Source organism: Pseudomonas sp. HD6515 (genome assembly GCF_024971855.1).
Taxonomy (GTDB): Bacteria; Pseudomonadota; Gammaproteobacteria; order Pseudomonadales; family Pseudomonadaceae; genus Aquipseudomonas; species Aquipseudomonas alloputida.
Window position 1 is genome coordinate 135,883 of sequence record NZ_CP079828.1, and the last position, 14,261, is coordinate 150,143.

The following is a 14,261-nucleotide window of genomic DNA, read 5'->3' on the forward strand; positions in this document are numbered from 1 at the left end:
TTTAAATGGTACCACAACATTGTTCAAGTGGAGTCGTATCATGAGCAAATCCTGTGGTGGCGCCTGTGGCGGTGATGCAACGTCCGCAGCGGATACCGATATACAGGCCTCCTCCGAGGCGCCAGGGAGATGGGTCAGTGTTTATGCCGTGCCGAAGATGGACTGTCCATCAGAAGAACGAATGATTCGCCTAGCCCTGAACGGCTTTGAGGAGATTCGGGCGCTGTCCTTCGACTTGTCGAACCGCCGGCTGAAGGTCGTGCATGACGGCGAGGTCGAGCCCGTCACCTCGAAACTGAAGACCTTGGGGCTAGGCGCCTCGCTTCAGGAAACCGTCGCTGCAAATCCGGAGACCATCAAGGCCGCCGAGTTTTCGGCAGCTTCTGCTAAGCAAGAATCCGGGACCCTGCGCTGGTTGCTCGGCATCAATGCACTTCTGTTCGTGGTGGAAATGACTGCCGGTCTGATCGCCCAGTCCACCGGCCTGATTGGAGAATCCCTGGACAATTTTGCCGATGCGGCGGTGTACGGGCTTGCCCTTTATGCGGTTGGACATAGCGTGAAAATGCAGGTACGTGCCGCGCATCTTGCTGGTGTACTGCAACTGATCTTGGCTGTGGGCGTGCTCGTAGAGGTGGTGAGACGCTTTGTATTCGGTAGTGAGCCTGAATCGCTGGTGATGATGGCTATCGCATTCGTCGCATTGATTGCCAATACCAGTTGTCTGCTGCTCATATCCAAACATCGGGAAGGCGGGGCGCACATGAAGGCAAGCTGGATATTCTCGGCCAACGACGTGGTGATCAACCTGGGGGTCATCACCGCCGGCGCCCTGGTCGCGTGGACCGGTTCCAATTATCCGGATCTGATTATCGGCACCATCGCGGGGGGCATTGTACTTAACGGTGCCAGACGCATTTTGGCGTTGAAGGGTTAAATAATGCTCATTATTGGCAAAAAGCTCTCGCCGTATGCCCTATTGTCCATATCGGGCCTGCTGGCAGCGTCTGATCAGGCTGTAAAGTGGCTGGTGCAGCAATCAATGGCCTATGGCGAGTATGTTTCGGTGACCCCGTTCTTTAACTGGGTGCACCTATGGAACACCGGTGCCGCATTCAGTCTTTTTGCGAATGGTGGATGCTGGCAGCGCTACTTTTTTATCGGAATCGCGGTAGTGGTCTCGATTTTTCTGATCAAGCTGATCCTTGAAAATCGTCATAAAGGAGAAGCCATCGCTTACAGTCTTATCCTCGGTGGCGCCATGGGCAACCTGATTGACCGGGTCTTTCGCGGCTATGTTGTGGATTCCTTTGATTTCTATTGGCGAGACTGGCATTGGCCGGCCTTCAACCTGGCTGATATTGCAATTGTCCTCGGTGCCTTACTTTTCGTTTCCAGCAGCTTGTTGGGTAAAAAAGCAAACACCAATGCCGAGCCGGATGGATCTGACTGACACCTACGCCTATACAACACCATGACCGAACTTCCCGACAACATCCTTCACCTGCCGCAATACCAAGTACTGGGCTGCAAATCAACCGACGACGAAATGCACTTCCAGGTGGACGTGCCCGATCCCATCGCCTGCGAGGAATGCGGCGTGCAGGGTGAGTTCGTACGGTTCGGCAAGCGTGACGTTCCCTATCGTGATCTGCCCATCCACGGCAAGCGGGTCACTCTCTGGGTGGTCCGCCGCCGATACACCTGCCGGGCCTGCAAGACAACATTCAGGCCCCAGCTACCGGAGATGGTGGACGGATTCCGTATGACACTGCGGCTGCATGAGTACGTGGAGAAGGAATCCTTCAACCACCCCTACACCTTTGTGGCGGCACAGACCGGCCTGGACGAGAAGACGGTGCGCGACATCTTCAACGCCCGCGCCGAGTTCCTGGGGCGCTGGCACCGCTTCGAGACGCCCCGCATCCTGGGCATTGACGAGCTATACCTGAACAAGCGCTACCGCTGCATTCTGACCAACATTGAGGAGCGAACCCTGCTCGACCTGCTGGCCACCCGCCGCCAGGACGTGGTGACCAACTACCTGATGAAGCTGAAAGACCGGCAGAAGGTCGAGATCGTCAGCATGGACATGTGGAACCCCTACCGGGCAGCGGTCAAGGCTGTGCTGCCCCAGGCCCGTATCGTGGTCGATAAGTTCCATGTGGTGCGCATGGCCAACGATGCCCTAGAGAGAGTGCGCAAGGGCCTCAGAAAGGAGCTGAAACCGTCCCAGAGCCGGACTCTCAAGGGAGACCGGAAAATCCTGCTGAAACGCGCTCACGAAGTCTCAGACCGGGAGCGCCTCATCATGGAGACCTGGACAGGCGCGTTCCCGCAACTGCTGGCCGCCTACGAGCACAAGGAGCGCTTCTACGGCATCTGGGACGCCACCACACGGCTCCAGGCAGAAGCCGCCCTGGACGAGTGGATAGCCACCATCCCGAAGGGCCAAAAGGAAGTCTGGAGCGATCTGGTCAGGGCAGTGGGAAACTGGCGCGAAGAGACCATGACCTACTTCGAGACGGACATGCCCGTCACCAACGCTTACACGGAGTCCATCAACCGACTGGCCAAGGACAAGAACCGTGAAGGGCGCGGTTACTCCTTCGAGGTGATGCGGGCACGAATGCTCTACACCACGAAGCACAAGAAGAAGGCACCGACTGCGAAGGTCTCTCCTTTCTACAAGAAAACCATCGGTTACGGACTGCCGGACTTCGCAGAGGAACTCAACTACGGAGTCGATCTATCAACCATCTGAGGGTGGTATCAGATTGATGGGGTGAAGGTGCCCCATCAACCATTAAATCCGTATACCCAATAAAAAAGCGCCCGTAGGGGGGGCGCTAAAATTCACCTACCAAAGGAGCGTATGGTTTACAGGTGAATGCACTGACGCGAACAACTGCCCGTTGCTCTTGCCAAGCTGCTTTGAAATGAGACAATTTCCAAAGCAGCGATGCCTCTTCCGCTGCCCTTAAACTAGCAAAGTAGGCTAACACCAAGATGATCGCGCAATTACAATTTGGACATGTAATAGATTGTAAGGTAATTATTCGAGAGAATACTGAGCCGCCACGTGAACTAATTCGCAGAAAGGCGCAGCAGTTTGATGCCGAGCATGGGTACTGCCTGCGTGGCGCTCTCTATCCAAGGCCGGTACGAGCCCTGCAAGCTGACGACCGAAATGCTGCCTGTCCTGACCGATTCCACCTGCCAGGCGAATCTGTCGGACACCGCCGCAGGCCCCAGAATCCACTATGCTTAGTGGTGGAGCCTGCATGACTGTCAGAAATCTTGCGGCTACATTACAAATTTGTAGGATTTCGCCGCGGCCAGCTTCTTCGCGTTAAGATTCAAGCGTCCTCAGGTGACCCGGCGTATGGACAGAGGTAGCGACTACCACATGCCATACCCTCAGCCAAACTTTCGAACAGCCTGCAACCATAATCTTGGCGGATTATGGCCAACTCCTTCCTCACACCTTGAGATAAGTTATGCGCGTTCTAGTTGTGGAAGACGAAATTAAAACTGCCGAATATCTTCAGCAGGGCCTATCCGAAAGCGGGTATGTCGTAGATATCGTGCACAACGGTGTAGATGCCCTGCACTTGTTCAACACTAATGTCTATTCGTTGGTCCTTCTGGACGTGAACCTCCCGGGTATCGACGGCTGGGACCTGCTGGAAACCATCCGTAAGACCAGCCGGGTCCGCATCATCATGCTGACCGCCCGCGGACGCATCAATGACAAGCTCAAGGGCTTGGACGGCGGCGCGGATGACTACCTTGTGAAGCCATTCGAATTCCCTGAACTGCTTGCTCGCATCCGTTCGCTGCAACGCCGTGGTGATGAGTTAGTCGAGAAGAGCTCGCTGAAAATTGCCGATCTGGAACTCGACTCCGTCCGCCATCGCGTCTTCCGCGGTGGCACACGCATCGATCTCACCACCAAGGAATTTGCGCTTCTGCACCTGCTCATGAGCCGAACGGGCGAAGCGCTGACTCGCTCTCAGATCATCTCGTTGGTCTGGGATATGAATTTCGATTGCGACACCAATGTCATCGATGTAGCCATACGGCGCTAGCGGTCGAAGATCGATGACCCGTTTGAAACCAAGCTCATTCACACGCTTCGTGGCGTTGGGTACGTTTTTGAGGAACGCGCATGAGGCCATTCAGCCTGGCTGCAAAGCTGGGGTTAAAAGTTGGGTTGATGAGCGCAGCGTTGCTGCTTCTGTTCGCCACCTTCGGCTATATGATGGTAGGCAAGGCTCTGGAAAGAAATGCCAGAGCGGACCTGGAAGTAAAGATGGCGGGGATGGCTCACAACCTGTCCACCATCCCGGACATCTCCGGCGTCAACGCGGATGCGCATCAGCTTGTCGATTTGGTCATGGGCCACAACAACCTGTATGTGAGCATATTCGATACCTCACAGAATCATACTCCCCTGCTCTCGATTGGCTCGAAACAGGTCAATCTGGAGGTGCACAAGTTTCAGCCGGCGGCCCACCCCAAAGAGCACGAATGGCGTGATACGCAGGACCGTCCTCTGCTGAGTGCTTCTCGAATCATGCGCTTGGGCGATGGAACAGAGGTCAGCGTCTACATGACCATGGACCAGTCATCCAGTGAGGCGCTGCTCGATGCGTTGCTGACCTGGGCCCTGATGATGTCCCCCGTCATCCTCGCACTGATCCTGGCCATTGGCTGGTGGACTGTGCGCAGAGGCCTGCTGCCACTGACCAAGTTCCTCAAGATCGCGTCGAAAATCTCAACCGAGAGCCTCGACCATCGCCTTCCAACTGATGGGATGCCGGCAGAACTCAAAATGCTCGCCGACGGCATTAACATCATGCTGGCTCGCCTGGATGATGGGGTTCAGCAGCTATCGCAGTTCTCTGACGACCTTGCTCACGAACTTCGGGCACCGCTCTCCAACCTAATGGGCAAGGCTCAGGTTGCCTTGACCAGAGAACGATCGCTTTCCGAATACCGGGAGGTTCTGGAGTCGTGCACAGAAGAGCTGGACCGCATGAGCCGCATGGTTTCCGACATGCTGTTCTTGGCCCAGGTCAGTCATCCAGCATCCATGGTGGAGTTCGAACCCGTCTCCTTGGTCGACGAGGTCCAGCGCGTGTGCGACCTCTTCAGCATTTCGGCAGAGGAAGGCGAGATCCAGCTGCAGATCTCTGGCAGTGATGATGTGGTACGCGGGAACCGTCTGATGGTTCAACGAGCCGTCTCGAACCTCGTGTCAAATGCGATCCGATACTGCCCTCGCGGCCGCACGGTCTTCGTGAAGGTGCAGCATAGTGCGAGCGGTACGACGTTGAGTGTCGGCAACCCCGGCCGCGGTATTGCCAAGGAACACCACGCGCACTTGTTTGAGCGGTTCTACCGTGTGGACAAGAGCCGAGCACGGAGCGAAGGCGGTACCGGTCTTGGCTTGGCCATCGTTCAGTCGATCATGAGCCTGCACCAGGGGTCGGCGAGCGTCGAGGTGACCGAAGAAAACTTCACCTGGTTCCACCTTCACTTTCCCGCAGCCCAGCAACTGCAGCCGGCAATGAACGCCGCTTAAACCGCGCAGACATGATTAGGCCCGTCAATCGACGGGCCTTTTAGTTTGCCTCAATGCATCAGTGCCGGAGGACCACAGTGTCCATGGGCGACCGCAGAATCACTGACTTAATAATCTTCTGTTCGTCAGGACTGGCGTTCTTCCACAGGTGGGAGAAGTACTGAGCATTCACTTTCTCTTGGGCACTTACGCTGCCGGCGGCATCGATCAGGCGCATGGTCGAGTAGACACAGATCAGCGCCAGGATGAAGAACGCCGTGGCGACCACCATCACATAACGCTTGGCCAGAACCGGTGCACGCTTGAGCTCCTGCATAGAGGCGTCCGCGGCCTTTGTAGCTACTGTAAGCTCCGAGATCAGTGGCTGGATGGCGGTGTCAACTCCGCGGCATGCGGCTGAATACGCTGCTGCAGCGGCGCGCAAGGCAACCTCTTCCGCATTCGACCAAGCCTTCTCTGCCTTTCGCACCTCCTCCTGAATCTGCCGGCCGACAGCGTCCACCTGCTCCACCAGTTCGTTCGACCTCTCCAGAACAGCGCTTGAGGTGAGCGTTTGCGAGGTCAGCTCATCGAGTTGGACAGTGAGTTTTTCAGTGCAGCGGCGAAAGTCACTGATAGCAATTGCCCAGGGTTCTATATCATTCATGGCTATCTCCTAGGGCGGCCAACAACGCCGCGCGGAATTAACGCGCTAGATATCAAAATTGTAATTTTAGAGAAGGTTCTTAGTCGCCCTCGACAGTGTTGTTCAAATGACGAAAGTAATCGACAAAAAAGCCAGGGTAAAAACCTGGCTTTTTTGTGCATGGAATTTAGCCTTCGTTCTTGCGAGGCGTTCCCGCATTGCTTTCTCCAGCCAGACCCTCGGCACCTTGTACGGTACGTTTCCAATGGCAAAGCAGGAGCTGGCTGGCGTTCGCTTCGGTGATCGGGGTGCAAGCCAGATCAGCGGGCAGACCATCCTTGCTGTCTCGCAAGCGTCTGGACAGATAGAACGAGCCATCCTGCGGCCACTGGGCAGGATCCTTGATGTTCTCGGACTTCCCGCTGCTGTAAAACTCCGATGAGTATGAGCGGCGGCCAGGATAGATCAGGGGAGCAGAGTGAGCGGTCTGCACATTCAGCCACGCTTGAACCACATCTCGCTGATTCTGTGGTCGCTCTTCTAGTACTCCGGCGTAGATGATGCCCGCACCGATGATTGGCAACACTAAAGCGCTCGCAGCGGAAGCCCAGGTGGTCTTCGGGCCAACTTCGCTGATCCGTGCGGACAGCAGCAATGCCCAAGCTGGCAGTGCAGGTAGCAGGTAGGTCCACAGAATGTTGCCAGCGAATGTGAAGAAGACCGGTGTCGCCAAGGCCCAGAGCCATAGGTAGGCTTCGAAGCGCTGCATCGATCCACGCTTGCGGATCAGCAGTGGTAGGAACAAGGCCCATGGAAGGAGCGACAATCCGAGCTGGATCCAGATGGTGCCATATGGCTTTGCATGAGCACTGCCATACAGGTCGCCCGCCCAGTTACTGACGACGTAGCGGCTCCAGTGCTCACCAACGAAGAAGTACTCCATGAAGCCGGGCGTTTTCATCTCGGCCGCGACATACCAAGGCACGGATATACCGAACATAAGCACAAGGCCGCTGATCCAGGGAAGCTTCAGTACCCGTCCCCATTCCTTGTAGATAACGAACCAGGCGAATGCCGGCGCCCCCATAAGCACCAGGGTCAGCGGCCCTTTGGCAAGCAAGCCCAGCCCGAGACCTGCGAACATCAGGTAGGCATCCGCCTTGCTGGCGCACTTCATCCAACGCCAGAAACCGTAGCTGGCCAGCAGAATCGAGAACGACAAAACAGGGTCAGTCAGCACAACACCGCTGGAGACCAGGCCAAGGGTGGTGCTGGAAAAGATAATGGCAGCCCAGATTCCGGCGTTACGAGAAATCTGCTGCGTGCCGAGTTTGATGATGATGAAACAGCTTGCCAAGTGCAGTAGCCACGCTGGGAAACGCGCAGCGAACTCGTTAACGCCGAAGACCGTCATGCTCGCGGCCTGGGTCCAGAAGGACAGCGGTGGCTTGCCCCAGAACGGTACCCCGTAATCGAACATAGGCGTGATCCAGTCATTCAACTCGACCATCTTGCGAGCCATTTCAGCGTAGCGAGCCTCCGATGTGTCCATCAATGGGTAGATGCCCAGCCCCACCAAACGCAATAGCAGTATCGAACCCAGGACCCACCACAGCGTCCTCTCGTTCTTCAGGCTCAGCATTTCTTACCCTCGATCGAAGCCATCGAAGGGTGGAGTGACACTGGATCCGCCTTGCTGCTGTGCTTCAGGAAATAGAGAGGCCGGCGCTTCACTTCCGCGAGTGTCACGCCAAGGTACTCCCCCACCATGGCGACACCGACGCACATGAATGAAGCCATTCCGACGAGCAGGTGATGGATGTCGAAACTGCCAGCCACGAGCGACGCAAGCATGTAGCAGATGCTGGAGACGAAAAGTCCGAAACTGATGAGGCTGAAGATGCGCAGCGGTTTGCGAGAGAAGCTGACGATACTCTCGATGGCCAGATTGAACAGGCCAGCTGCATTCCACTTGGTGCTTCCGGCATGGCGAACAGTACGATTGTAGGGTAGTTCGATGGTACGAAAGCCTACCCAGCCAATCATGCCTTTGAGAATCCTGGAGCGCTCGTCCAGCGCCCGCAGTGCTGCCAGCGGAGCAGGTCCAATCAATCGGAAATCACTGACATCGGTCGGCATGTCCACCTTCTCCACCAGGCGATGCATGACCCAGTAGTATGCCCGGGCACTCATGCGCTTAAACCACGAATCACCGATTCTCAGGTTACGCTGCATGTTCACCACGTCGTAGCCGCGTTGCCAGTAGTCCACCATGGCCGCGATGAGCTCTGGTGGGTCCTGCAGGTCGACATCAATGAAGATCAGCGCACTGCCACGGGCATGGTCTATCCCGGCGCTCAGTGCAGCCTCTTTGCCGAAGTTGCGACTCAGAGACAGGTAACGTACAGATGACCCATCCTGATAGTGGCGAAGAATGTCGGCCGTCCGGTCTTTACTGCCGTCGTCGACATAGAGGATTTCGCAGGAGACGGATAATCGCTTCACCACGCGGGTGATGCGCTGGTGGAACTCGGGGATGGTTTCCTCTTCCTCGAAGCAAGGGACCACAATGGTTAACAACGGATCAGGGCGCTCGGGAAAGCGATGTAATGTCTGCATGATTGAATGTCCAAAAACGATGTGCAATGAATCCAAGTGCAGTGAGGCTTAAGGTCACTACGATTTGGGAGATGAGAGGTGACAGATTCGACTTGATGAGGACCCACATACCCACGCCATTGCCGAAGTTTGTGGCTAACACGACCAGTGCAAACCTGACAGGCTGAAACTTACGAGAGCCATCTGCCACAAAACAGAGCGCCCTATTTCCAATAAAGCTTGCAATGGCTCCAACCATGCCGCCACAGATACTGGCCAGCAACGGAGTAGCGAACTCTGTCGTAACCAGCACCAGGAACACCGCATAATGGAATCCCGTTGCTATGAAGCCGATTCCCAGATAACGAATCAGTAAGTTAATAAGAGGTTTGGTTTGATTGTCCATTGCCAAAGCCTATGGAGGCAAAGGTGAAAAAATAGTGAAATAAATGTAAATGCGCAATTAGCTGGATCCATATATGGCAAGAAATAAAGTGGCGCACTACGATAGCACGGCACAATATCAAAGGGATTACTTGAAAATTACGCTTTCGAAATAAAAGGCTTCCGATAACGTATGCATGACCTGTGGATTACAATGTTGAAAGCATAAGGAAATGCTGGGCATCATTGAGATAGATTCCCCGAATTAAGGGGGACCTAAGGAATCTCCGAACAAGCCTTCAGTTATGCGAGAATCCCCGCAACACCTGATCCGAGCCGCCCATGAGCCAGATGAGCTTTTCCGACTTTGAGTACGCCGGCAAGCGCAAGCAGACCCGCCGAGAGCGCTTCCTCGCCGAAATGGATCAGGTGGTGCCCTGGGCAGGCCTGCTGGAGCTGATCGAACCGTTCTACCCCAAGGCCGGCGGCGGTAGAAAACCCTATCCTCTGGAAACCATGCTGCGCATCCATCTGTTGCAGAACTGGTTCTCCCTGAGCGACCCGGCCATGGAAGAAGCGCTCTACGAAATCACGCCCATGCGCCAGTTCGCACGCCTGACGCTGAGCGCGCCAATCCCCGAAGACACCACGATCATGAACTTCCGGCACTTGCTGGAGAAGCATCAGCTCGCACCGGCAATCCTTGCGGTCATCAATGGTTATCTGCAGGAAAAAGGCCTGTCGCTGCGCCAAGGCACCATCGTCGATGCCACCATTATTCATGCCCCCAGCTCGACCAAAAATAAAGAAGGCAAGCGTGATCCCGAGATGCACCAGACCAAGAAAGGCGGTCAGTATTTCTTCGGGATGAAGGCGCACATCGGTGCCGATGTCGAGTCCGGCCTGGTGCATCACGTCCATGGCACCGCTGCCAATGTGGCCGATGTCACGCAGGTGGCTGAACTGCTGCATGGCGAAGAAAACGCCGTGTATGCAGATGCCGGTTACACCGGTGTCGAAAGGCGCGAAGAGCATGAAAATCGGGGGGTGATCTGGCAGATTGCAGCGCGTCGCAGCACCTATTCCAAGCTGAACCAGCGCAGCGTACTGTACAAAGCCAAGCGCAAGATCGAGTTCTGCAAGGCTCAGACACGGGCCAAGGTCGAGCATCCGTTTCGCGTGATCAAGCGGCAGTTTGGTTACGTGAAAGTACGTTTTCGTGGGCTGATGAAAAACACGGCTCAGTTGACCACGCTGTTCGCCCTGGCAAACCTGTGGAGGGTTCGAAAACAGCTCATGGGTATGGGTGAGGTTCGCGTTTAACACGGAGAACCGGTCGAAAAAGCTCTCCGTACATGATTTTTCGGTCACTTTTCGTCCAATGACGCTGTAGGTGCCTGGAAAATTGCAACTTGCCGCGGCTGCACGACAAGTTGATCGGAGCATCCCTAGAAATTACAAATCCGTCATTTGAGCCCCGGCACGCTCATTTTGATTTACCATCCCTTTCAATAATGCCGGCGCGCGTGCGCGGTTAATTGCTCAGTGATATCGAGACAAAATCCCATGCGAATTCTGGTAATTGAGGATGAAGTAAAAACTGCGGAGTATGTGCGTCAAGGTCTGACGGAGTGTGGCTATGTCGTAGATTGCGTCCACACCGGCTCAGATGGATTATTCTTGGCCAAGCAGCACGAATACGAGCTGATTATTCTCGATATAAACCTCCCAGAGATGGATGGTTGGCAGGTTCTTGAGTTATTGCGCCGCAAAAATTGCCCTTCCCGCATCATGATGCTGACGGCGAGAAGCCGGCTGGCGGATAAGGTCCGAGGGCTAGAGAACGGCGCAGATGACTACCTGATCAAACCATTCGAATTCCCTGAGCTGCTGGCCCGGGTTCGCGCTTTGATGCGCAGGTCAGATCACCCCGCATCAGCAGAGGTTATTCGCGTGGCTGACCTGGAGCTTGATCAGAGCCGGCACAGAGCCTTCAGGGATGGCCAGCGCATTGATTTGACTACGAAAGAATTCGCATTATTGCATTATCTGATGCGTAATAGTGGCGTAGTACTGAGCCGTACACAGATTATCTCGCAGGTTTGGGATATGAACTTTGACTGTGATACAAACGTTGTAGAGGTGTCGATTCGAAGACTCAGAGCCAAGATAGATGACCCTTTCGAGACCAAGCTGATACATACGCTTCGGGGCGTAGGGTATGTGCTTGAAAAGCGATAATTGCCAAGCTCTCTAGGTACCGAAAATCGGCTGTATACTCCCGTCGCATGCGCGCTTGGGGTTTCTGTTTGCGATCCGCAGTACTGATTCCTCACCCAACAAATGAGGTAGGCAATCAAGCACGCGGATGCTCGCCTTCTTCATAAAGTCGAAGGCGAGCCTGGCCATTAACGGCTACGTATGCATGGGTAAGAGTTCAGCAGATCGAGCGTCTACTGAGCGCCAGAGGCGGAATAGTCACAGCCTAGTGGTTGAACGCGGTACTGCTGGTGTACGCAGAGCTGGACTCATTGTTTTTTGAATGGCGCATTGCAGCACATAGAAATATAAAATCCCGGAAGAAAATACGATTGCGGACAGGGAAACCATTTCTGAATCTAAAACCCCAGAAATCATATACTGCTTAAACGTGACAGATCACAGGATGATTCCAGTGCAGTACATGACCCCTGTGAACTGGTTTCCCAAAAAACTCAGGATACCGCTGAAAGCATTATTCGCACTCAGTAGAACTGCTTTCAGAATTGTCCACCCAAGAAGTGGCAGAAAAGCCTTAATAATGAAGGCGAATAACATTGATTATGCGAATAGTTTTATCGGCGTTTCTGCCCACGGCTTGATGGTGCCGTCTATTTCAACGCCGGTATACAAGATCGCATTCAGAACAAGTGCCATGACGGTGCATATGCCGAGGCGTATCATTTCCCGCTTTAGTAGGGCCATCATTATCACGGCGTGAATCTTGCCTCCGATGAATCGGTTTAGTCCTTGGGTCGACATTTCTCTTCCTATGCTTTCGAGGATGACACTGTTGTAACGTTGTAAGAAGGTCACTCTTTTACCCGAAGAGAGCTGACGCTTCAACGGTTGTGGATTGCGCAGGGGGCTCATGTCCTTCCCTTACTGGGTAGCTTGCTGAGTAATCCTCATCTACCTGCGTGGCAAAGATGCATCCACCCCGTCGCCGTCAGAGCTCGGGAGGACTGGCTGCTGTCAGTAACTCATCAAGTGACGGAACCTTAGCGTTAGCACTCAGGACGAGTGTCCTGGATCGGAGTATTGATACATCATAGAAAGATTCGCACTCGACTCTTCCATTCACTTCTCTCCAGTGGGTGACTTCTGGTATCAGCTCGTTAGGCACCGGATGTAGTGCCATAGGGTTATGGAAGACCTCCACTTCAGCAGACCACGGCTCGTAGCCATACTGCGGCCAGAGCTGACCGTAATCGCTGGACGCTACATCCAACAAGGCGCTGATCCTGCAACTGGGCAGCGGCCAGTGGCTGCGCGACGGCCTGAACCTGATCATCGGCGGCCCAACCGGCGTAGGCAAAACCTGGCTCGCCTGCGCGCTGGCCCACAAGGCCTGCCGCGACGGCTACAGCGTGCGCTATCTGCGCCTGCCGCGCTTGATGGAAGAGCTGGGCCTAGCCCACGGCGATGGGCGCTTCGCGAAACTGATGGCGGGTTATGCCAAGACCGACTTGCTGATCCTGGACGACTGGGGCCTGGCGCCGTTTACCGCCGCACAACGGCGCGACATGCTCGAACTGCTGGACGACCGCTACGGCAACCGCTCGACGCTGGTGACCAGCCAGATGCCGGTAGACAAGTGGCACGCACTGATCGGCGATCCGACCTTGGGCGACGCGATCCTCGATCGGCTGGTGCACAACGCTTACCGGATCGAACTGAAGGGCGAATCGATGCGCAGGCGCGCAACGAAATTGACGACGACAGGGACTTCAGACTAACAATGCAAACCTGCGTCGCTGCGCTCCGACTGCCTGTCCAAGTGGACGTGGATTAGGTGTCCAAGTGAGCGTGGAACGAGTGTCCAAATGATCGTGGGCTGAGTGTCCAAGTGTCGTGGAATCCGCAATTTGTTTTGGATGGTCCTCGCAAACCTTTCTGCAGCCGCTCCAAAGAAGCGCTCATGTCGGTCAGCTGGTGGGGGGCTACTCAGCTTTTGTGAGATGTGGGTAGGGTCTTCTCAGCTTTTTTGTGAAAAACCCCCCTTCACTTCACAAAAAAATGGCCAAGCTTCCCATTTCACGAGGCCTGGCCTATCACCTATTTTGTGAACCTACAGCTCGATACCGATACCTCGGAAGGCTGGCCTCCCACTTCCAGGCGTGCCAGGTTCGATCACAATGAACAGCGAAGGCAACACGAACAATACGCCGGCAATCACTCCCCAGCTGCTGTTTCACCAGCGCCTTGGCAGGCCTGGTAGTCCACGTAGCGTGTTTAAAAGCAACTGCAGGTTTCGCAAAGCCCCCAAACCCGCTATCTACATGACCTCAGAATCTCTTGAGATTCCTGACGAACAAGTAATCTCCATGGCAGCTTTCTGAAAGGTGTATAACGCTACCCTATAGCTAGGAATGAGTAAGCTTTTGGAGAAAATCATGAATGTAATTAAGGCATTTGCCGTTTTTTCAGTTTTGAGTGCCATCTCATCTTTAGCAGTTGCAGAGGGTGGAGGAGATCGTGTATACGGCCGAATGATTCAGGAAAACCAAAGGGCCATGGAGCAGTACGCTGTAAGAAATGGCAAGGCCGCTCCTGAAGTCGTTCACTATAAGTACGGCATGGATCTTGATATCAAAAAAATTGTTAGCGTCACACAAGCCAATAAGAACTGTAGCGTCGCTCCCTCTCGCATGACTTATGAAGACTCAAGCGGCAAGCTCAATACAGTAGAGTATCGGGTTATGGGTAGCGATTGCCCGCACGGAGGCTAGCCCGTAAAAGCACAACTGACTCTTTGTTATTTTAGCCCTACGAGGAAAGCTTTCATTATACTGACATAAAAGT

11 protein-coding genes and 3 pseudogenes are annotated in these 14,261 nt (G+C 54.6%); 9 read left to right on the forward strand and 5 right to left on the reverse strand.

The window, feature by feature from the left end:
- Positions 1-40 precede the first annotated feature (40 nt).
- The 5 genes and pseudogenes from KW568_RS29695 to KW568_RS29715 all read left to right on the forward strand — a co-directional run bounded on the left by KW568_RS29695 (position 41) and on the right by KW568_RS29715 (position 5,590).
- The gene (locus KW568_RS29695; RefSeq protein WP_004574643.1) at positions 41-937 is read left to right on the forward strand and encodes a cation transporter; all 897 of its coding nucleotides are present in this window, start codon (positions 41-43) and stop codon (positions 935-937) included.
- Between the two features lie 3 nt (positions 938-940).
- The gene (gene lspA, locus KW568_RS29700; protein ID WP_004574638.1) at positions 941-1,453 is read left to right on the forward strand and encodes a signal peptidase II; all 513 of its coding nucleotides are present in this window, start codon (positions 941-943) and stop codon (positions 1,451-1,453) included.
- Positions 1,454-1,474: 21 nt separating this feature from the next.
- Positions 1,475-2,764, forward strand: a complete 1,290-nt coding sequence (locus KW568_RS29705; protein WP_004574636.1) for an ISL3-like element ISPpu12 family transposase — start codon at positions 1,475-1,477, stop codon at positions 2,762-2,764.
- A gap of 736 nt (positions 2,765-3,500) precedes the next feature.
- Positions 3,501-4,175 (forward strand): annotated as a pseudogene (locus tag KW568_RS29710) (heavy metal response regulator transcription factor).
- Positions 4,172-5,590, forward strand: a complete 1,419-nt coding sequence (locus tag KW568_RS29715; protein WP_004576010.1) for a heavy metal sensor histidine kinase — start codon at positions 4,172-4,174, stop codon at positions 5,588-5,590. Before KW568_RS29710 ends, KW568_RS29715 begins: the two are co-directional and overlap by 4 nt.
- 58 nt (positions 5,591-5,648) lie before the next feature.
- On the opposite strand, the gene KW568_RS29720 is transcribed toward KW568_RS29715, so the two are convergent.
- From KW568_RS29720 to KW568_RS29735, 4 genes are all read right to left on the reverse strand, one after another.
- Positions 5,649-6,236 (reverse strand): hypothetical protein, encoded by a 588-nt coding sequence (locus KW568_RS29720; protein ID WP_004576009.1) that lies wholly within the window; start codon positions 6,234-6,236, stop codon positions 5,649-5,651.
- 166 nt (positions 6,237-6,402) lie between these two features.
- Entirely contained in the window at positions 6,403-7,857 is a 1,455-nt protein-coding gene (locus KW568_RS29725; protein WP_004576008.1) for a glycosyltransferase family 39 protein, read from the reverse strand.
- Entirely contained in the window at positions 7,851-8,834 is a 984-nt protein-coding gene (locus tag KW568_RS29730) for a glycosyltransferase family 2 protein (protein WP_024718166.1), read from the reverse strand. The genes KW568_RS29725 and KW568_RS29730 overlap by 7 nt, the downstream gene beginning before the upstream one ends.
- Positions 8,800-9,219, reverse strand: a complete 420-nt coding sequence (locus tag KW568_RS29735) for a GtrA family protein (RefSeq protein ID WP_004576006.1) — start codon at positions 9,217-9,219, stop codon at positions 8,800-8,802. Before KW568_RS29735 ends, KW568_RS29730 begins: the two co-directional genes overlap by 35 nt.
- Positions 9,220-9,539: 320 nt before the next feature.
- Here KW568_RS29735 and KW568_RS29740 point away from each other — a divergent pair, with 320 nt between their 5' ends.
- On the forward strand, positions 9,540-10,520 hold the full coding sequence (locus tag KW568_RS29740; RefSeq protein WP_014003920.1) for an IS5-like element ISPa41 family transposase: 981 nt from the start codon (positions 9,540-9,542) through the stop codon (positions 10,518-10,520).
- 243 nt (positions 10,521-10,763) lie between these two features.
- On the forward strand, positions 10,764-11,438 hold the full coding sequence (locus tag KW568_RS29745) for a heavy metal response regulator transcription factor (protein WP_042132657.1): 675 nt from the start codon (positions 10,764-10,766) through the stop codon (positions 11,436-11,438).
- A 237-nt stretch (positions 11,439-11,675) separates the two neighbouring features.
- Here the strand turns inward: KW568_RS29745 and KW568_RS30980 are convergent.
- Positions 11,676-12,218, reverse strand: a pseudogene (locus tag KW568_RS30980) (hypothetical protein).
- 467 nt (positions 12,219-12,685) lie between these two features.
- On the opposite strand from KW568_RS30980, the pseudogene istB reads away from it, so the two are divergent.
- Positions 12,686-13,195 (forward strand): annotated as a pseudogene (gene istB / locus KW568_RS29755) (IS21-like element ISPre4 family helper ATPase IstB); the annotation flags it as partial.
- A 657-nt stretch (positions 13,196-13,852) separates the two neighbouring features.
- The gene (locus tag KW568_RS29760; RefSeq protein WP_028700053.1) at positions 13,853-14,188 is read left to right on the forward strand and encodes a DUF2790 domain-containing protein; all 336 of its coding nucleotides are present in this window, start codon (positions 13,853-13,855) and stop codon (positions 14,186-14,188) included.
- Positions 14,189-14,261: the final 73 nt, after the last annotated feature.